Genomic DNA, 18,435 nt, shown 5'->3' with positions numbered 1-18,435 from the left:
CCCGATCAAACCCCCCGCACGGACTGTCCCCTCGGAGGACCCCCACATGCGCTCGCACCTGCTCAATGGCCTCACCGCGGAGCACTACCGCAGCTCCGTGACCGAAGGAGTCGAGCGGGTGGCGGCGAAACTCGCCACCACCGACCGTCCGTTCACCGGCGTCACCGTCGACGCCCTCACCCCGCGCGTCGACGCCATCGACCTGGACCGGCCGCTCGGCGACACCGCCGCCGTCCTGGACGAGCTGGAGGACGTCTATCTCAAGGACGCGGTCTACTTCCACCACCCCCGCTATCTCGCCCACCTCAACTGCCCGGTCGTGATCCCGGCGGTGCTCGGCGAGGCCGTGCTCTCCGCGGTCAACTCCTCCCTCGACACCTGGGACCAGTCGGCCGGCGGCACTCTCATCGAGCGCAAGCTCATCGACTGGACGGCCACCCGGATCGGCCTCGGGCCCGCCGCCGACGGCGTGTTCACCTCCGGCGGCACCCAGTCCAACCTCCAGGCGCTGCTCCTCGCGAGGGAGGAGGCCAAGACCGACTCGCTCGCCGGACTGCGCATCTTCGCCTCCGAGGTCAGCCACTTCAGCGTGAAGAAGTCCGCCAAACTGCTCGGTCTCGGCCAGGAGGCGGTCGTCCCCCTCCCCGTCGACCACGACAAGCGCCTGCAGACCGTCGCCCTCGCCCGCGAGCTGGAGCGCTGCCGGCGCGACGGGCTGGTCCCGATGGCCGTCGTCGCCACCGCCGGCACCACCGACTTCGGCTCCATCGACCCGCTCCCGGAGATCGCCGAGCTGTGCGCGCAGTACGGCGTCTGGATGCACGTCGACGCGGCCTACGGCTGCGGGCTGCTGGCCTCCCTGAAGTACCGGGCACGGCTCGCCGGCATCGAACGCGCCGACTCGGTCACGGTCGACTACCACAAGTCCTTCTTCCAGCCGGTGAGTTCGTCAGCTCTCCTGGTCCGCGACACGGCCACCCTGCGCCACGCCACCTACCACGCGGAGTACCTCAACCCGCGCCGTATGGTGCAGGAACGTATCCCCAACCAGGTCGACAAGTCCCTGCAGACCACCCGCCGATTCGACGCCCTCAAGCTCTGGATGACACTGCGGGTGATGGGCGCCGACGGCATCGGCGCACTCTTCGACGAGGTCTGCGACCTGGCGGCCGAGGGCTGGGAACTGCTCGCCGCCGACCCCCGCTTCGACGTCGTCGTCGAGCCCACCCTGTCCACCCTGGTGTTCCGCTACATCCCGGCGGCCGTCACCGACCCGGCCGAGATCGACCGCGCCAACCTCTACGCCCGCAAGGCCCTGTTCGCCTCCGGCGACGCCGTGGTCGCGGGCACCAAGGTCGGTGGCCGCCACTACCTGAAGTTCACCCTGCTCAACCCCGAGACCACGGCGGCCGACATCGCCGCCGTCCTCGATCTGATCGCCGGCCACGCCGAGCAGTACCTGGGAGAGTCCCTTGACCGCGCTTCCTGAAGCCAGCCGCACCCATGACTTCGTGGGGATCGGGCTCGGCCCCTTCAACCTCGGCCTCGCCTGTCTGACCGAGCCCATCGACGGCCTCGACGGCGTCTTCCTCGACTCCAAGCCGGACTTCGAGTGGCACGCCGGGATGTTCCTCGACGGCGCCCATCTGCAGACCCCGTTCATGTCGGACCTGGTCACCCTCGCCGACCCCACCTCGCCGTACTCCTTCCTCAACTACCTGAAGGAGAAGGGCAGACTGTACTCGTTCTACATCCGCGAGAACTTCTATCCGCTGCGGGTCGAGTACGACGACTACTGCCGCTGGGCGGCGGGCAAACTGGGCAGCGTCCGCTTCGGCACGACCGTCACCGAGGTGACGTACGAGGACGAGCGGTACGTCGTCCGCACCGAGCGCGGGGAGACGTTCCGCGGCCGGCATCTGGTCCTGGGCACGGGCACGGTCCCCTTCGTCCCGCAGGCCTGCCGGGACCTCGGCGGTGACTTCGTGCACAACTCCCAGTACATGCACCGCAAGGCGGAGCTGCAGTCGAAGAAGTCCATCACGATCGTCGGCAGCGGCCAGAGCGCCGCCGAGATCTACTACGAGCTGCTCGCCGAGATCGACTCCTACGGCTACCAGCTCAACTGGGTCACCCGCTCCCCGCGCTTCTTCCCTCTCGAATACACCAAGCTGACCCTGGAGATGACGTCCCCGGACTACATCGACTACTTCCGAGCGCTGCCCGAGGAGACCCGCTACCGGCTGGAGAAGCAGCAGAAGGGCCTGTTCAAGGGCATCAACTCGGATCTGATCGACTCGATCTTCGACCTGCTCTACCAGAAGAACGTCACGAGCGGCGACCGCCCCGTCCCCACTCGCCTGCTCACCAACTCCAGCCTGACCAGCGCCCGTTACGACGCCGACGGCGGCTACACCCTCGGCTTCCACCAGGACGAGCAGGACAAGGACTTCGAGATCGGCACCGAGGGCCTGCTGCTGGCCACCGGCTACCACTACGAGCCCCCGGCGTTCCTCGCCCCGATCCGCGACCGTCTGCTCTTCGACGGCCACGGCCGCTTCGACGTCGCCCGCAACTACGCCGTCGACGTCACCGGCCGCGGCGTCTTCCTGCAGAACGCCGGCGTCCACACCCACAGCATCACCAGCCCCGACCTGGGCATGGGCGCGTACCGCAACTCGTACATCATCCGCGAGCTGCTCGGCACCGAGTACTACCCGGTCGAGAAGACCATCGCGTTCCAGGAGTTCTCCGCATGACCTTCACCTTCCGTGACGTCGACCCGTTGCAGGACGCCGAACTGCTGCACTCCTGGGTCACCCATCCCAAGGCGTCCTTCTGGATGATGCAGGACGCGAAGCTGGAGAACGTCGAGCGGGCGTACATGGAGATCGCGGCGGACGCACACCACCACGCGCTGCTCGGGCTGCGGGGCGGCGAGCCCGCCTTCCTCATGGAGAAGTACGACCCGGCGCACCGGGAGCTGGTCGGCCTGTACGAGGCGCAGCCCGGTGACATCGGCATGCACTTCCTCACTCCGGCCACCGACACGCCCGTGCACGGCTTCACCCGGTCCGTCATCACCGCCGTGATGGCCCGTCTCTTCGAGGATCCGGCGACCCTGCGGGTCGTCGTGGAGCCGGACGTGCGCAACAAAGCCGTGCACGCCTTGAACGAGGCCGTCGGGTTCGTGCCCGAGCGGGAGATCCGGAAGCCGGAGAAGAAGGCGCTGCTGAGCTTCTGCACGCGCGAGCAGTTCGCCGCCGCGACGGGGGTGGCCGCATGAGCCTCGCCGACGCCGTGGCCCATCTGTCCCCCGAGCGCTGGGCGACCGCCAACCGTCTGCTCATCCGCAAGGCGCTGGCCGAGTTCGCGCACGAGCGCCTGATCACGCCGGAGCAGGAGGGTGAGCAGTACGTCGTGCGCGGCGACGACGGTCTCACCGCGTACCGCTTCTCCGCCGTCCGCCGCGCCCTGGATCACTGGCAGATCGACGCCGACACCCTCACCCGGCACCGCGAAGGCGCCGAACTCCCCCTCTCCTCCCTGGATTTCTTCATCGAGCTGAAGGACTCTCTGGGCCTGAGCGACGAGATCCTGCCGGTCTATCTGGAGGAGATCTCCTCCACCCTCTCCGGCACCTGCTACAAGCTCACCAAGCCCCGCGTCACCTCCGCGGAGCTGGCGGGCGGCGGCTTCCAGGCGATCGAGACCGGGATGACCGAGGGCCACCCCTGCTTCGTGGCGAACAATGGACGGCTCGGCTTCGGCATCCACGAGTACCTCGCGTACGCCCCGGAGACCGCCAGCCCCGTCCGGCTGGTGTGGCTGGCCGCGCACCGCTCGCGGGCGGCGTTCACGGCCGGGGTCGGCATCGAGTACGAGTCCTTCCTGCGGGAGGAGCTGGGCGAGCCGACGCTGACCCGTTTCCACGCGACCCTCACCGACCAGGGCCTCGCCCCCGCCGACTATCTCCTCATCCCGGTCCACCCCTGGCAGTGGTGGAACAAGCTCTCCGTCACCTTCGCCGCCGAGGTGGCCCGCCGGCATCTGGTCTGCCTGGGCGAGGGCGACGACGAGTACCTGGCCCAGCAATCGATACGCACCTTCTTCAACACCAGCGACCCGCACAAGCACTATGTGAAAACAGCCCTCTCGGTCCTCAACATGGGCTTCATGCGCGGTCTTTCGGCCGCCTACATGGAGGCGACCCCGGCGATCAACGACTGGCTGGCCCAGCTGATCGAGAACGACCCGGTGCTGAAGTCGACCGGCCTCACGATCATCCGGGAGCGGGCGGCCGTCGGCTACCGGCACCTGGAGTACGAGCAGGCCACCGACCGCTACTCGCCGTACCGCAAGATGCTGGCCGCGCTGTGGCGGGAGAGCCCGGTGTCGGGCCTGCGGGAGGGCGAGTCCCTCGCCACCATGGCCTCCCTCCTCCACGTGGACCACGAGGGCGCCTCCTTCGCGGGCGCGCTGATCGAGCGGTCCGGTCTCACCCCGACGGAGTGGCTGCGGCAGTACCTCCGGGCGTACTACACGCCCCTCCTGCACAGCTTCTACGCCTACGACCTCGCCTTCATGCCACACGGCGAGAACGTGATCCTGGCCCTGAAGGACGGGGCCGTCCAGCGCGCGATCTACAAGGACATCGCCGAGGAGATCGTGGTGATGGACCCGGACGCGGTCCTGCCCCCGGAGGTCGCGCGGATCCGTGCCGACGTCCCGGAGGACAGGAAACTCCTGTCGATCTTCACGGACGTCTTCGACTGCTTCTTCCGCTTCCTCGCCGCACACCTGGCCACCGAGGGGATCCTGGCCGAAGACGCCTTCTGGCGCACGGTCGCGGAGGTCACCCGCGAGTATCAGGACGCGAACCCGGAACTCGCCCACAAATTCCGGCAGTACGACATGTTCGCCCCCGAGTTCGCACTGTCCTGCCTCAACCGGCTCCAGCTGCGCGACAACCGGCAGATGGTGGACCTGGCGGATCCGTCGGGCGCCCTCCAGCTGGTCGGAACCCTGAAAAATCCCATCGCGGGGTTCTGATCCAGACCGACGGGCTCCCCGCAGTACGGTCCTGCGGGGAGCCCGTCGGCCTTTCACCCTAGGAAGCGGGCCACGGCACCTGCGGCGACCTGTAATAGTCGATCCCGAGGGCCGCCCAGCGCGGGGCCTGCGCGGCCAGCCGCACCTTGTACGCGTCCCAGTCGTGCGTGGCCGCCGGGGACCAGCCCAGCTCGGCCGCGCCCGGGAGTCGTGGGAACGCCATGTAGTCGATGTCGGCGTTCGTCTTCAGGGTCTCGGACCACAGGGGTGCTTCCACGCCCCTGATGGCGGCGGCCGGGGCGCCGGGCAGGTAGGCGCCCGGATTCCAGTCGTACGACCGCTGCACCTCGACCAGGCCCGCCCAGTCCAGGCCCAGCTTGGTGTCCTTGGTGTACTTCATGTCGAGGTAGATCCGGTCGGCCGGGGACAGGATCAGCCCGGTGCCGTTCTGCGCGGCCTTCGCGACCTGGGCCTTGTCGGCCGCGCTGGTGCTGTCCAGGCCCCAGTACTGGGCGATGGCGCCCTTGGCCGGATGCGCGCCGGTGAGCTGGTGCCAGCCGATGACCGTCTTCCCGTACTTGGCGACGATGGGCTGCACGCGGTCCATGAAGGTCACGTAGTCGGTGTGGCTGGTGGAGTGGGCCTCGTCACCTCCTATGTGGAGGTAGCGGCCCGGGGTGATGGCGGCCAGCTCACGGACGACGTCGTTCACGAAGTCGTACGTCGCCTGCTTCGGCACGCACAGCGAGCTGAAGCCGACCTCCGTGCCGGTGTACAGCGAGGGTGCCTGGCCGTTGCAGTTGAGCCGGGCGTAGGAGGCGAGGGCCGCGTTGCTGTGGCCGGGCATGTCGATCTCGGGGACGACCTCCAGGTAGCGGGAGGCGGCATAGGAGACGATCTGCCGGTACTCGGCCTTGGTGTAGTAGCCGCCCTTGCCGCCGCCGACCTCGGTCGAGCCGCCGTAGTCGGCCAGACGCGGCCAGGAGTCTATGGCGATGCGCCACCCCTGGTCGTCGCTGAGGTGCAGATGCAGCTCGTTGATCTTGTACAGGGCCAGCTGGTCGATGTACCGCTTGACCTGGGCGACGGTGAAGAAGTGCCGGGAGACGTCCAGCATGGCGCCCCGGTAGGAGTAACGGGGACGGTCCTCGATGGTGCCGCCGGCGATCTGCCAGGGGCCGGGCTGGGCGGTCCTCTTCTCGACGGCCGCCGGGAGGAGCTGACGGAGGGTCTGGACGCCGTGGAAGAGGCCGGCGGGGGCGCTCGCGGTGACGGTGACACCGGCCGCGTCGCTGTGCAGCCGGTAGCCCTCGGCGCCGAAGTCGCCCTGGGCGAGGTGGAGTCGGATGCCGCCGCTGCCATGGTCGGTGAGCGGCAGCGGATAGCCGGTGGAGGGCCGCAGGACACCGGTGAGATAGCTGCCGATGCGGCGGACCTCGGCGGAGTCGTCGACGCGGACGCCGGTCCCGCGGGTGATGCGGTACGGGGCGCCGCCCGGTGCGACCGAGGCCGGCGCCGGGACCACCTGGCCGAGGGGGGCCGGGGCGGCGGCTCTGGCGGCCGGGGCGGCGCCCAGGGTGAAGACCCCGGCCGCCGCGACGAGCAGCAGGGAACCGAGGATGCCAGGTGTCCGGGGAGTCGTGCTGTGGTTGCGTCTCACATGCGCTCCCTTCAGATGGGGGTGTGACCGTCGGACGTGGTCGTTCGTCAGACATGTTCGTCAGACATGGTCGAGACCACTGTCCCGCAGATCCGGTGAAACAATCCCTCCATGGCGGAAATCATCCAGAAGGACGGCACCTGGGCCTTCGACGGCGACGCCCTGCGGCTCACCCCGGGACGGGACAAGAACGTGAGCCTGCTCCGCCGGGAGCTGGGCGAACTCGTCGTACCGCTGGGGGCGTTGGCCGGTGTCTCCTTCGAGCAGGGGCGGAAGTCGGGGCGGCTGAGGCTGCGGCTGCGCGACGGCGCCGATCCGCTGACGCAGGCCACCGGCGGCCGGCTCGCCGAGCCGAACGATCCCTATCAGCTGACGGTGGAGTCCGACCGGTACGGCGTCGCCGAGTACTTCGCGGACGAGGTGCGCAACGCGCTGCTGCTGGACGGGGTTTCCCCGGAGCCGGTCACCGAGTATCTGCTGCCGGGGCCCGCACTGCCGGTGTCCGCCTCCGCCGGGGACGGCACGGCGGGCTTCGACGGGGAGCGGGTGAGGCTGGAGTGGAACTGGAAGACCGAGGACGCCAAGTCCGCCGGCGGCCCCCGTACGATCCCCCTCGCGGACGTCGTCGGCGTGGCGTGGCAGCCCGCGGCGGGACTGGAGAACGGCCATCTGCGGTTCCTGGTGAGCGGCGCCCCGGTCACGGCGCCGCCCAAGTACGACCCGAACGCCGTCGAGCTGTGGGGCTTCAAGAGGGACCCGCTGATGGCGCTGGTGGCCGCGGCCGTACAGGCGCGGCTGCCGCATCCGGCCGCAGCGGAGGCGCACGCGCCGAAGGAGCCGCCGGTGCTCGACAAGGCGCCGGCCGGGGACGACCACGACGCCCTGCTGCGCCGCCTGCGCGAGCTGGGCGAACTGCACCGGGACGGGGTCCTGACGGAGGAAGAATTCACGCTGGCCAAGCAGGCGGTCCTCAAGCGGATGTGAGGACCGCCCGCAGTCCGGCCCAGGAACCTACTTCGCCGTGCGGGACACCGTGAAGTGGTCGATGCGGTCGCCGGTCTCGGCGATGCCCGACACCGTCAGCGTGGTCTGCCGGCCCTTCGGCGCGGGGGTGACGTCCACGCGCAGGAAGGAGTAGTTGAGGTAGCGCACCCGGGACCAGGTGACGGTCTCGTTGACCTTGCCGTCCTTGGTGTTGATGAAGGACGTCACCGAGTCGACCTCGTGCTCGTGGCCCTCGTAGGAGTCGGGGGCGCTGAACGCGTACAGGCTGCGGCCCGCCGCGCCGGCGGTGACGTAGACCACGCCCTCGGTCTCGGGGTAGGCGGTACCGCCGATCGGGAGCTTCTTGGTGACGGCACCGGCCTTGATGACGTCGGTGCGCTCGTACTGGTGGTTGTGGCCGTTGATGACCAGGTCCACCTGGTACTTCTCGAACAGCGGCACCCACTCCTGGCGCACGCCCCCCTCCGAGGCGTGCGCCGTGGACGTGCAGTACGCGCAGTGGTGGAAGAACACGACGATGAAGTCGATGTCGTCGCAGGCCCGGAACTTCTTCAGCTGAGCCTCGAACCACTTGGTCTGGGTTCCGCCAGATATGCCCAGGTTCGCCGGGATTTCGAAGGAAATGTCGTTTGGGTCCAGCGAGATGACCGCGGTGTTGCCGTGGACGAAGGAGTAGACGCCGGGCAGGTTCTTCGCGTCCGGGCCGTTGTCCGGGAGGGTCCAGCGGGCCTCCTCGCCGCCGTAGCCGTTGGGCGAGTACCAGGCCTCCATGTCGTGGTTGCCGTACGAGACCATCCAGGGGACCTGCTTGGCGACCGACTCGGTCTGGTACAGGAACTGGTCCCAGGTGCGCGAGTCGAACCCGGTGTCCGTGGACTTGCCCTGGCCGGACGGGTCGCCCTAGGCGATGTCACCGGCGTGCAGGTGGAAGGCCGGGTTCTGGCCGAGGATCAGGGCGTTGTTGGCCAGGCCGTGGTAGCCGACGCCCTCGTCACCGAAGGCGGTGAAGGTGAACGGCGCCTTGTGCGCGGGGGCGGTGGTGAAGGTGCCGAGGGTACCCAGCAGGTGCCGCTCGGCCGGGTCGAAGCCCTCGTGGCCGACGCCGTAGTAGTAGGTCCTGCCCGGGCGCAGGTGGGTGAGCTGGGCGTGCAGATAGTACTGCGTGTGGTCGCCGCTCGCGCCGACGCCGGCCGGGGTGTAGAGGCTGCGGACCTCGGCCTCTATCTTGCGGGAGAGGTCCCAGGGGTGGGCCCCGATGCGGATGAACGGGTTTTTCACGGCGACCGGGACCTGCCAGGAGACGGTCATCTCCGTGCGCGGGTCGTTGCCGTAGGCGAGGTGGCGGCCGAAGGGGGCGACGAGGGCGCCGTCGACCGTCTCGGCGGCGGGGGCGGTGGCCTGCGTCGGCACGGCGGCCTGGGCGGTGGCACCCGGCACGAACGCGCCACCCACGACGGCGCCCAGTGTGACGGCACCGCCTCTGATCATGGTGCGCCGCGAGAATCTGGCGCGCAGGTACTCATGCTGCTCGGCCATGCTCATGCGCTCGGCCAGCTTCTCGGGTACTCCCATACGAGGAATGTCCATGGCGCCTGAAAATGGTCCACATCTCCAACGAGACGCAGGACACAGGATGGACAGCCGGCGAACAGAGATCCACCAGCCCGACAACAGGCCGATCCATGACCCACTGCCCGATATCGGGCAGGATTCTTGCGAATCCGGCGCCGGTACCCCAGGATCTACCGGGTGCACGACGAACTCGTTGATCATCTGACGCGGTCCACGCCTCTGAACCGGGGCGAGGCGCTGCGGGTGGTCCAGGACGTGCTCGCCTTCTTCGACGAGCCGACGGAGGACTACGTCCGTCGCCGCCACCGCGAGCTCCAGACCCAGGGTCTGGTGAACGCGGAGATCTTCGAACGGATCGGGGCGGATCTGAAATACCGCGCGGTGGCACCGCCGGAGCTGACGCTCAGGCAGCTGCGCCGCATCGTCTACGGCTAGAAATACGGAATACCTATATATGTGCGGAATTGTCGGATACATCGGGAAGCGTGACGTCGCCCCTCTCCTCCTGGAGGGCCTGCAGCGGCTGGAGTACCGCGGCTACGACTCCGCGGGCATCGTCGTCACCTCCCCGAAGGCGCCCGGTCTGAAGATGGTCAAGGCCAAGGGCCGGGTGCGCGACCTGGAGGTCAAGGTCCCGGCGCGCTTCAAGGGCACCACCGGTATCGCCCACACCCGCTGGGCCACCCACGGCGCCCCCTCCGACGTCAACGCCCACCCGCACATGTCGGCCGACAGCAAGGTCGCCGTCGTGCACAACGGCATCATCGACAACGCCGCCGACCTGCGCCGCAAGCTGGAGGCGGACGGCGTCGAGTTCCTCTCCGAGACCGACACCGAGGTGCTCACCCACCTCATCGCCCGCTCCACGGCCGAGAAGCTGGAGGACAAGGTCCGCCAGGCGGTCCGGGTGATCGAGGGCACGTACGGCATCGCCGTGCTGCACGCCGACTTCCCCGACCGGATCGTGGTGGCCCGCAACGGCTCCCCGGTCGTCCTCGGCATCGGCGAGAAGGAGATGTTCGTCGCCTCCGACATCGCCGCCCTCGTCATGCACACCCGCCAGATAGTGACTCTGGACGACGGCGAGATGGCCACCCTCAAGGCCGACGACTTCCGCACCTACACCACCGAGGGCACGCGCACCACCGCCGAGCCCACGACCGTGGAGTGGGAGGCCGAGTCGTACGACATGGGCGGCCACGACACCTATATGCACAAGGAGATCTTCGAGCAGGCCGACGCCGTGGACCGCGTGCTGCGCGGCCGTATCGACGACCGCTTCTCCACCGTGCACCTCGGCGGCCTCAACCTGGACGCCCGTGAGGCCCGGCAGATCCGCCGCGTGAAGATCCTCGGCTGCGGCACCTCGTACCACGCGGGCATGATCGGCGCCCAGATGATCGAGGAGCTGGCCCGGATCCCGGCAGACGCCGAGCCGGCCTCCGAGTTCCGCTACCGCAACGCGGTCGTGGACCCCGACACCCTCTACGTCGCCGTCTCCCAGTCCGGTGAGACGTACGACGTCCTCGCCGCCGTGCAGGAGCTCAAGCGCAAGGGCGCCAAGGTCTTCGGCGTCGTCAACGTCGTCGGCTCGGCGATCGCGCGCGAGGCGGACGCCGGGATCTACGTCCACGCGGGTCCCGAGGTCTGCGTGGTCTCGACGAAGTGCTTCACGAACATGACCGTGGCCTTCGCCCTCCTCGCCCTCCACCTCGGCCGCACCCGTGACCTCTCGGTCCGCGACGGCAAGCGGATCATCGAGGGTCTGCGCAAGCTGCCGGAGCAGATCACCGAGATCCTCAAGCAGGAGGAGAAGATCAAGGAGCTGGCCGAGCTGTACGCCGACGCCCGCTCGATGCTCTTCATCGGCCGCGTCCGGGGCTATCCGGTGGCCCGCGAGGCCTCCCTGAAGCTCAAGGAGGTCTCCTACATCCACGCCGAGGCCTACCCCGCCTCCGAGCTGAAGCACGGCCCGCTGGCCCTGATCGAGCCGGCCCTGCCCACGGTGGCGATCGTCCCCGACGACGACCTCCTGGAGAAGAACCGCGCGGCCCTGGAGGAGATCAAGGCCCGCAGCGGCAAGATCCTCGCGGTGGCCCACCAGCACCAGGACAAGGCGGACCAGACGATCGTCGTCCCGAAGAACGAGGACGAACTGGACCCCATCCTGATGGGCATCCCGCTCCAGCTCCTGGCGTACCACACGGCAAAGGCCCTGGGCAGGGACATCGACAAGCCCAGGAACCTCGCCAAGTCGGTGACGGTGGAGTAGTCCCCCAGGGGCGCGGGGCTGTATCAATGTGCGGCTGCCGCCGCGTGGGCGCAAGAAACCACGACGGCGCTGCACAGGCAAGACAACAGAACGGCCCCCCACGTGTGCCACCATGCACGCGGGGGGCCGTTCCGTGCCGCTGCGTATCAGCCGGTGGCCGTCACCCCCCGGCGGGCGGCACGCCCGGGAAGAGCAGTGGGCCAGTGAGCCAGCGACGCAGTCGCCGCGTACCAGGCCACCGCTCCGGACACCGCCGCGACCCAGCCCCCGACCTTGGACAGGGACGAACTGTCGGCGAAGGCCGCGACGGCCAGCACCAGCATCGCCAGGAACAGCAGCCCGTGCATGACCTGACCCAGGCTGTCCCCGCCGGCGAGCGTCAGGGTGAGCGCCACGAGGGCGAAGAGGAGCAGGAAGAGTCCGGCTGCGTTGGCGGAGGAATGACCGCCGACCGCCCAGGTGAACCACAGCGCGCCGAGGGCCGCGAAGCCCGTACCGGAAACGCCGTCGCCGCCACGGAAGGCCAGCAGGCCGACCAGGAACAGAGCAACTCCACCCACATAGTGGGCCACTGACACGGCGTCGGAGGCGGCCACACCGTGGATCACGCCTGTCGTGCCGAGGCCGAACGCCAACAGGGTGATTCCCAGGGCGAGTCGGCCGACCACCGTAGTACTTCCGTTGTCCACGGCGGGCTCCCTTCATGCTGTGCTGTTGCGCGGTGACCGATATATGCCCTTCACAAGGGCACAAACCACCTCTACGCGCGAGTAGTTTCGCGCTGCACAAAGGGAGTTGGAGTATTCGTCGGAGTACTCAGGGGATGACGATCACGGGCCGCTGCGCCCGCTTGGCGAGCCGCCCCGCGACGGAGCCGAAGATCCGGCCGACGATGCCGTGTGTGGAGCCGACGACGATCGCGTCGGCCTCGTACTCCCGGCCCACCTCTTCGAGTTCGTGGCAGATGTCCCCGCCCCGCTCGACCAGGATCCACGGCACCTCGGCCAGATAGTCCGCGCACGCCAGCTCCAGCCCGAGGACCTCGGTGCGATGGTCCGGCACGTCGACGAAGACGGGCGGCTCACAGCCGGCCCACACGGTGGTCGGCAGCCGGTTGGCGACATGGACGATGATCAGGCCCGAGCGGGAGCGGTGGGCCATACCGATGGCGTAGGCGAGGGCGCGCTCACTGGAGGTGGAGCCGTCGAAGCCGACGACGACTCCGTGCCGGAAGGCAGGGTCGCATGAGGGGCGTGACTCTTCCGCCGCCAGGGGATCGGCCGCCGTGGGATCGGCGACCGGCCGCTTGCGGTCCGCGGGTTCGAAGAATTCGTGACCGGCCATGACTGTCTCGGCGTTGTGATCCTTTATGGGTGGACGACAGTGTGCGCGGAGCTGTGTCACGGAGCTGTGTCCGGGAAACATCTTCCCAACCCCATACCCCCAAGGGTACGGCGGCACGCCTCCTGAGCACAGTTCCCGCGCACGCTCCGTAAGCGGTCCCCCGACGTCCGTAGGGGTTCACCGGAGCATGCACGAGCGACGCCCGTAACGCAATGGTTGCTGCCCCGTACAGGCGGTTTGCTCAGGATTCACATACGTGCGGCCGGTGACCGACCGGTCGAACAGACGTTGAACCCGGGTGACCCACCGCCACAGGGAGTACGAGTGATGCCCGGTCCCCGATCCACCTCCGAGCCGCCTTCCGCGCCGGACACCGTGAGCGATGTGATCCGCTGGGCCGCCTTCAGCTGCGTTCTCGTCCCCGTGGTCCTCGTCTGGTACGGCTCCTCGCTGGCCGGCGCGGCGGGCGCCGCACTGGGCCTGGCCGCGGTCACGGCCGCGTGCCGGATCCTGCTGCGCCGGTCCGAGCGGTGTGCCGAGCGGCACGCCTGTCGCGCAAAGCGTTGCGCGGTGCAAAGAGGTGGACGTCACACCCGCCGACGGACACCGGTCGACTGACCGGTTTCCGTACCCCCGAACGCTTCTTTTCAGCCAACTTCTGAATGTCGCTCCAGGGGGCCCCGAACCACCCTCCAACCCCCGTTCGACCTGCACGGAAAGGGTCTACGGGCAGCTGTGCACCCTACGCGGTTTGGCCACTGCGACGAGGCGCACTTCCCTGCACGCCTTGTGAGTGCAACGCTTCGTGATCGAATGCTTCACGCCAAGTTGTCATGTCGACAATCTGGGGCGTGTGGAACTGGTCACCGTGAGACCGCGGGAGCCAGTAGATTCGATCTTGACTGTCTTACGGCGGGGGACTCGTGCAGGACCGAGGGGAAACGTGCAGGAGCGACACAACCGAGGAGCCGCGACCACCGAGGGGGGCTTAGCAGTATGAGCCACGACTCCACTGCCGCACCGGAGGCCGCTGCCCGGAAACTCTCCGGGCGCCGCCGCAAGGAGATCGTCGCGGTGTTGCTGTTCAGCGGCGGCCCTATCTTCGAGAGTTCCATTCCGCTGTCGGTGTTCGGCATCGACCGCCAGGACGCCGGGGTGCCGCGCTATCGACTACTGGTGTGCGCCGGTGAGGAAGGCCCACTGCGGACCACAGGGGGCCTGGAACTCACCGCACCACATGGGCTGGAGGCGATCTCACGCGCCGGGACGGTCGTCGTACCGGCCTGGCGTTCGATCACCGCGCCACCACCGGAAGAGGCGCTCGACGCGCTGCGCCGGGCGCATGAGGAGGGTGCCCGCATCGTCGGGCTGTGCACCGGGGCCTTCGTGCTCGCGGCGGCGGGCCTGCTGGACGGCCGCCCGGCGACGACCCACTGGATGTACGCGCCGACGCTGGCCAAGCGCTACCCGTCGGTCCACGTGGATCCGCGGGAGCTGTTCGTCGACGACGGCGACGTGCTCACATCAGCGGGTACGGCGGCCGGTATCGATCTCTGTCTCCACATCGTGCGGACGGACCACGGCAACGAGGCGGCCGGCGCGCTCGCCCGGCGCCTGGTGGTCCCACCGCGCCGGACAGGCGGCCAGGAGCGCTACCTCGATCGATCTTTACCAGAGGAGATCGGCGCCGACCCGCTCGCCGAGGTCGTCGCCTGGGCGCTGGAACACCTCCACGAGCAGTTCGACGTGGAGACCCTGGCGGCACGCGCCTATATGAGCCGCCGTACGTTCGACCGCCGGTTCCGCTCGCTGACCGGCAGCGCGCCGCTGCAGTGGCTGATCACGCAGCGGGTGCTGCAGGCGCAGCGGCTGCTGGAGACGTCGGACTACTCCGTGGACGAGGTGGCGGGCCGGTGCGGCTTCCGCTCCCCCGTCGCGCTGCGCGGCCACTTCCGCCGCCAGCTCGGCTCGTCCCCCGCCGCCTACCGGGCCGCCTACCGGGCCCGCCGGCCGCAGGGTGACCGGCCGGCCGACGCGGAGCCGGCGCTGCCCGCGCCGGGCCCGCCCCCGGGCCTGCCTGGCCCAGGTGCGATAGGTCACTCGCCCACCATGCTGCACCCGGACCGCGACAACGGAGTCCCGATGCAGACCCGCCGCCAGGCGGCGGGCGCGGTGGGACTGCTGCCGGGGCCGCGGAGCGGTAGCTGAGAGACGGAGCGGTAGCTGGGAGAAGGGGGGGCGAGTCCACACTCGCCCCCCTTTCTTTTCAGTACAGGTTTCTTTTCGGTACAGGCCGGCCCAGCGCCGGCGCAGGGGGACCGAAAAGCTCAGGCCAGCTTTAGGGTGGTCGCATGAACGATCGCATGGTGTGGATCGACTGCGAGATGACCGGCCTCTCGCTGTCCGACGACGCTCTCATCGAGGTGGCCGCCCTCGTCACCGACTCCGAGCTGAACGTACTCGGCGAGGGGGTGGACATCGTCATCCGCCCGCCGGACCAGGCGCTGGAGACGATGCCGGAGGTGGTGCGTCAGATGCACACCGCGTCCGGGCTGCTCGCCGAGCTCCCGAACGGCACGACCCTGAAGGACGCCGAGGAGCAGGTCCTCGCGTATGTGAAGCAGTACGTGAAGGAGCCCGGCAAGGCTCCGCTGTGCGGCAACTCCGTCGGCACCGATCGCGGCTTCCTGGAGCGGGACATGCCGGCCCTGGAGAGCCACCTCCACTACCGGATCGTGGACGTCTCCAGCATCAAGGAGCTGGCGCGGCGCTGGTACCCGCGGGCGTACTTCAACAGCCCGGAGAAGAACGGCAACCACCGGGCCCTCGCCGACATCCGCGAGTCGATCGCCGAGCTGCGCTACTACCGCGAGGCCATCTTCGTCCCGCAGCCCGGTCCCGACTCCGACACGGCGAAGGCGATCGCCGCCAAGCACGTCCTGCCTGCTCAGTAAGTCTTCCCGCAAGTCTTCGGAGGTCCCGCGCAAGGGTGCCGTAAAACGTGTGCGCGAGCACCCCCGCGGACCCTGTAGACTTCTTCTCGGCCGGTCGGGGAAACGACTTCCACCGCCGGTCATGGTGGGTGTAGCTCAGCTGGTAGAGCACCTGGTTGTGGTCCAGGATGTCGCGGGTTCGAGTCCCGTCACTCACCCTTGTCTGAAAGGCCCCTGGCCTGCGGAAACGCAGGCCAGGGGCCTTTTGGTCTCCCGGCTTGGCCAAACGGCGGCCAAACGCGGCCGGATTTTCGATCTACTGTCCGGTCCCATGGCGACCATCAGGAATCGGATTCGCAAGGACGGCACGGCGAGTTTCCAGGTCCGCTGGCTCCAGGGAGGGCGTGGCGGTTCGTGGGAGTCCGAGAGGTTCGGAGAGCTGGCCGAGGCAGAGGCGTTCAAGAAGCTCGTTGACGCTCACGGCCAGCAGTGGCCCTTCGGCTGGGTCCCGAGCCAGGGCTTTGTCGAACCCGAGCAGGACCCCGACGACGTACCGCTCGCCGAGTGGTCACGCCGCTACTTGGAGCGTCTCACCGGCATCGACAGCCGGACCCGTGACGACTATCTCCGCGAAGTGGACCGCCATCTCTCGCTCTTCGTGCATACGACGCGGGCGGGACAGCTCATGCCAGCCACCATCGGCAACATCACGTCTGACGACGTGCACGACTGGATCCGCCTCCAGGAGGCCGGCCAGCAGGATCCGGTGACGGGGCGGTGGATCCGCCGACCTGCCGCTCCCAAGTCCATAGCCAACCGGCACGGTCTCCTGTGGTGCATCGTCCAGGCCGCGATCGAGGCCGAGCCCCCGCTCAGGACCAAGAACTGCTGCGCCGGCACCCGGCTGCCTCGAGCCGACGACGAGATCGTCGAGGAGATGGTCTTCCTGGAGCACGACGAGTACCAGCTCATCCGTCGTTGCGTTACCGACGAGGACGCCCGGGTGAGCTTGTTCCGCTTTGACGGACACCGTCGGTGTGGTGGTCAGGCCGCCAGGGCGGCCTCATAGTCAGCGGGACTGCGGTAGCCGAGGCTGCTGTGCAGCCGGTGCAAGTTGTACCAGCCCTCGATCCACTCGAAGACCGCTGTGCGGGCGACGGACCTGCTCGGCCAGGGGCGGTCGCCGTACAGTTCGTTCTTCAGGGTGGCGAAGAACGACTCGGCCAGCGCGTTGTCCCAGCACTGGCCGGTGCGGCCGACCGACAGCCGGATATCCAACTCGGCAGCAAGGAGGGCGAATTCATGGCTGGTGTACTGGCAGCCGCGGTCGGAATGGAAGATCACCGACCCGGCGGGGCGGCGTCGGTGGCAGGCGGACCGCAGCGCCTCGGCGACCAGCTCGGTGCGCAGGTGGTCGGCGGTGGCCCAGCCGACCACTCGCCTGGAGGCGATGTCGATGACGGTGGCCAGGTAGAGCCAGCCCTCGTCGGTGGGGATGTAGGTGATGTCGCCGCACCAGCGGACGTCAGCCGTGGTCGGGTCGGGCCGGAAGTCGCGCAGGACCAGGTCCGGGCGGGTGGCCGCGTGGGGGTCGGCGATCGTGGTGCGGTGTCGGCGTCTGCGGTGGCGGCCGGCGAGCCCGGCGGCCCGCATCAGCCGGGCGATGCGTCTTCGGCCGCAGGCCGTGCCCTCGCGCTTGAGGGCGGCGTGGATGCGCGGGGCCCCGTAGGTGCCTCGGGACCGGTCGTGGACGGCGGTCATCCGCTCGGTGAGCTCCGCATCCTGCACGGCCCGGGGGCCGACGGCGCCGGTGCGGCGGGCATAGAAGGCGGCACGGGAGACCTTCAGCAGTTCACACGCGCGTTTGACGCTGTGGCCCGCCTGCTTCTCCGCCTCGATGAACGGGTGCACCGTCACCGGGTCTCCTTCGCGAAGAAAGCCGTGGCCCGCTTGAGGATCTCGACGTCCTCGCGCAGGCGGCAGTTCTCCCGCCGCAGTTGGGCCAATTCCTCGCATTCGCTGCGGGTGAGGCCGTCCCGCTCGCCTGCATCGACTTCGGCCTGCTTGACCCAGTCGCGCACCGCGGTCTCGGTCAGGTCGAAGTCCTTGGCGACCTGGCCGACCGAGCGGTCACCACGTCGGCACAGCTCGACGATCTCGGCCTTGCACTCCGGCGTGAACGAGCGGCGAGGACGCGGCTTCTTCTTCCCCATGCTCTCCATGGTGGACATCCTTCCGGGGACTCAACCCCTGATCTCGGATGTCCGCCAAAGCGGATCAAGCCCACTCCAGCGCATGGAGCACCGGCTCTTACTGCTCCAGCCCGGCCACCCACCGCTGGTCCGCCGTCGCCGTCGACCAGGCCGCATCGCACGCCGCCTCCGCGTGCTCCAACTCGCATGACGCCGCAGCAGTGTCGCATAGGTGCGGGCCGGTCCCGACAGACGATCTCCATTCCAGGCTCGGCTGGAGCCAGACCGCGACGCATCGACGGTGCCGTCCGGTCAGTACGTCCACGCGGCCGATGTCGACGGGCTCCGACAGGTCAAGCTCTTTGATCCGGGCGTCCGGCTCGAAGTCCACCGCCGCACCGCCTC

At 68.8% G+C, this 18,435-nt stretch carries 16 protein-coding genes, 1 tRNA gene and 1 pseudogene; 12 read left to right on the top strand and 6 right to left on the bottom strand.

Annotated features, from left to right (window positions below; translation table 11 throughout):
- Positions 1-46: 46 nt before the first annotated feature.
- The 4 genes from desA to M878_RS76605 are packed head-to-tail and all read left to right on the top strand — an operon-like array spanning position 47 to position 5,052.
- The gene (desA, locus tag M878_RS76620) at positions 47-1,489 is read left to right on the top strand and encodes a lysine decarboxylase DesA (protein WP_023550474.1); all 1,443 of its coding nucleotides are present in this window, start codon (positions 47-49) and stop codon (positions 1,487-1,489) included.
- Positions 1,473-2,759: a lysine N(6)-hydroxylase/L-ornithine N(5)-oxygenase family protein gene (locus M878_RS76615; RefSeq protein ID WP_031225911.1), complete on the top strand. Its 1,287-nt coding sequence runs from the start codon at positions 1,473-1,475 to the stop codon at positions 2,757-2,759. Before desA ends, M878_RS76615 begins: the two co-directional genes overlap by 17 nt.
- Positions 2,756-3,286 (top strand): GNAT family N-acetyltransferase, encoded by a 531-nt coding sequence (locus tag M878_RS76610; RefSeq protein ID WP_023550471.1) that lies wholly within the window; start codon positions 2,756-2,758, stop codon positions 3,284-3,286. The genes M878_RS76615 and M878_RS76610 overlap by 4 nt, the downstream gene beginning before the upstream one ends.
- Positions 3,283-5,052 (top strand): IucA/IucC family protein, encoded by a 1,770-nt coding sequence (locus tag M878_RS76605; protein ID WP_023550469.1) that lies wholly within the window; start codon positions 3,283-3,285, stop codon positions 5,050-5,052. Before M878_RS76610 ends, M878_RS76605 begins: the two co-directional genes overlap by 4 nt.
- 58 nt (positions 5,053-5,110) lie before the next feature.
- Here M878_RS76605 and M878_RS76600 read toward each other — a convergent pair whose 3' ends face one another.
- Positions 5,111-6,712, bottom strand: a complete 1,602-nt coding sequence (locus tag M878_RS76600; RefSeq protein ID WP_023550467.1) for a beta-N-acetylhexosaminidase — start codon at positions 6,710-6,712, stop codon at positions 5,111-5,113.
- A gap of 111 nt (positions 6,713-6,823) precedes the next feature.
- Here M878_RS76600 and M878_RS76595 point away from each other — a divergent pair, with 111 nt between their 5' ends.
- Positions 6,824-7,696, top strand: coding sequence for a DUF4429 domain-containing protein (locus M878_RS76595; RefSeq protein WP_023550465.1), 873 nt, complete (start codon positions 6,824-6,826; stop codon positions 7,694-7,696).
- 27 nt (positions 7,697-7,723) lie between these two features.
- Here the strand turns inward: M878_RS76595 and M878_RS76590 are convergent.
- A pseudogene (locus M878_RS76590) lies at positions 7,724-9,289 on the bottom strand (purple acid phosphatase family protein).
- A gap of 177 nt (positions 9,290-9,466) precedes the next feature.
- On the opposite strand from M878_RS76590, the gene M878_RS76585 reads away from it, so the two are divergent.
- Together M878_RS76585 and glmS are read left to right on the top strand one after the other, a co-directional pair.
- On the top strand, positions 9,467-9,724 hold the full coding sequence (locus M878_RS76585; protein ID WP_023550459.1) for a hypothetical protein: 258 nt from the start codon (positions 9,467-9,469) through the stop codon (positions 9,722-9,724).
- A 19-nt stretch (positions 9,725-9,743) separates the two neighbouring features.
- Positions 9,744-11,561 (top strand): glutamine--fructose-6-phosphate transaminase (isomerizing), encoded by a 1,818-nt coding sequence (gene glmS / locus M878_RS76580; protein ID WP_023550457.1) that lies wholly within the window; start codon positions 9,744-9,746, stop codon positions 11,559-11,561.
- A gap of 146 nt (positions 11,562-11,707) precedes the next feature.
- Here glmS and M878_RS76575 read toward each other — a convergent pair whose 3' ends face one another.
- A complete protein-coding gene (locus tag M878_RS76575) occupies positions 11,708-12,250 on the bottom strand; it encodes a GPR1/FUN34/YaaH family transporter (RefSeq protein ID WP_031225909.1) in 543 nt (180 codons plus the stop codon).
- 127 nt (positions 12,251-12,377) lie between these two features.
- Entirely contained in the window at positions 12,378-12,905 is a 528-nt protein-coding gene (locus M878_RS76570) for a universal stress protein (RefSeq protein ID WP_023550453.1), read from the bottom strand.
- Between the two features lie 327 nt (positions 12,906-13,232).
- Here M878_RS76570 and M878_RS76565 point away from each other — a divergent pair, with 327 nt between their 5' ends.
- The 5 genes from M878_RS76565 to M878_RS76545 all read left to right on the top strand — a co-directional run bounded on the left by M878_RS76565 (position 13,233) and on the right by M878_RS76545 (position 16,907).
- Positions 13,233-13,523, top strand: a complete 291-nt coding sequence (locus M878_RS76565) for a hypothetical protein (protein WP_023550451.1) — start codon at positions 13,233-13,235, stop codon at positions 13,521-13,523.
- A 378-nt stretch (positions 13,524-13,901) separates the two neighbouring features.
- Positions 13,902-15,113 (top strand): helix-turn-helix domain-containing protein, encoded by a 1,212-nt coding sequence (locus M878_RS76560; protein ID WP_023550450.1) that lies wholly within the window; start codon positions 13,902-13,904, stop codon positions 15,111-15,113.
- A 143-nt stretch (positions 15,114-15,256) separates the two neighbouring features.
- On the top strand, positions 15,257-15,859 hold the full coding sequence (orn, locus tag M878_RS76555; RefSeq protein ID WP_031225907.1) for an oligoribonuclease: 603 nt from the start codon (positions 15,257-15,259) through the stop codon (positions 15,857-15,859).
- A 124-nt stretch (positions 15,860-15,983) separates the two neighbouring features.
- Positions 15,984-16,056: transfer RNA gene (locus M878_RS76550), tRNA-His, on the top strand.
- A gap of 113 nt (positions 16,057-16,169) precedes the next feature.
- Positions 16,170-16,907 carry a hypothetical protein gene (locus M878_RS76545; RefSeq protein ID WP_023550446.1) on the top strand — a complete coding sequence of 246 codons (738 nt, stop codon included), beginning with the start codon at positions 16,170-16,172 and terminating at the stop codon, positions 16,905-16,907.
- Here the strand turns inward: M878_RS76545 and M878_RS76540 are convergent.
- Together M878_RS76540 and M878_RS76535 are read right to left on the bottom strand one after the other, a co-directional pair.
- Complete coding sequence (locus tag M878_RS76540) at positions 16,883-17,755, bottom strand: IS3 family transposase (RefSeq protein WP_023550444.1); 873 nt, start codon at positions 17,753-17,755, stop codon at positions 16,883-16,885. The two genes, M878_RS76545 and M878_RS76540, sit on opposite strands and share 25 nt — an antisense overlap.
- Positions 17,752-18,060, bottom strand: a complete 309-nt coding sequence (locus tag M878_RS76535) for a transposase (protein WP_023550442.1) — start codon at positions 18,058-18,060, stop codon at positions 17,752-17,754. The genes M878_RS76540 and M878_RS76535 overlap by 4 nt, the downstream gene beginning before the upstream one ends.
- Between the last annotated feature and the right edge of the window lie 375 nt (positions 18,061-18,435).

The sequence above is a fragment of the Streptomyces roseochromogenus subsp. oscitans DS 12.976 genome (assembly GCF_000497445.1).
Classification (GTDB): Bacteria; Actinomycetota; Actinomycetes; order Streptomycetales; family Streptomycetaceae; genus Streptomyces; species Streptomyces oscitans.
Note: the sequence above shows the minus strand (reverse complement) of the source record. Positions and strands in the feature narration are given on the sequence as shown.

What these genes read in the sequence shown, in the direction of transcription:
- M878_RS76610 (WP_023550471.1), top strand. Translation starts at nt 2,756, where the DNA reads ATGACCTTCACCTTCCGTGACGTCGACCCGTTGCAGGACGCCGAACTG.
- glmS (WP_023550457.1), top strand. Translation starts at nt 9,744, where the DNA reads ATGTGCGGAATTGTCGGATACATCGGGAAGCGTGACGTCGCCCCTCTC.
- M878_RS76595 (WP_023550465.1), top strand. Translation starts at nt 6,824, where the DNA reads ATGGCGGAAATCATCCAGAAGGACGGCACCTGGGCCTTCGACGGCGAC.
- M878_RS76570 (WP_023550453.1), bottom strand. Translation starts at nt 12,905, where the DNA reads ATGGCCGGTCACGAATTCTTCGAACCCGCGGACCGCAAGCGGCCGGTC.
- M878_RS76605 (WP_023550469.1), top strand. Translation starts at nt 3,283, where the DNA reads ATGAGCCTCGCCGACGCCGTGGCCCATCTGTCCCCCGAGCGCTGGGCG.
- orn (WP_031225907.1), top strand. Translation starts at nt 15,257, where the DNA reads ATGAACGATCGCATGGTGTGGATCGACTGCGAGATGACCGGCCTCTCG.
- M878_RS76545 (WP_023550446.1), top strand. Translation starts at nt 16,170, where the DNA reads ATGGCGACCATCAGGAATCGGATTCGCAAGGACGGCACGGCGAGTTTC.
- desA (WP_023550474.1), top strand. Translation starts at nt 47, where the DNA reads ATGCGCTCGCACCTGCTCAATGGCCTCACCGCGGAGCACTACCGCAGC.
- M878_RS76535 (WP_023550442.1), bottom strand. Translation starts at nt 18,060, where the DNA reads ATGGAGAGCATGGGGAAGAAGAAGCCGCGTCCTCGCCGCTCGTTCACG.
- M878_RS76560 (WP_023550450.1), top strand. Translation starts at nt 13,902, where the DNA reads ATGAGCCACGACTCCACTGCCGCACCGGAGGCCGCTGCCCGGAAACTC.
- M878_RS76565 (WP_023550451.1), top strand. Translation starts at nt 13,233, where the DNA reads ATGCCCGGTCCCCGATCCACCTCCGAGCCGCCTTCCGCGCCGGACACC.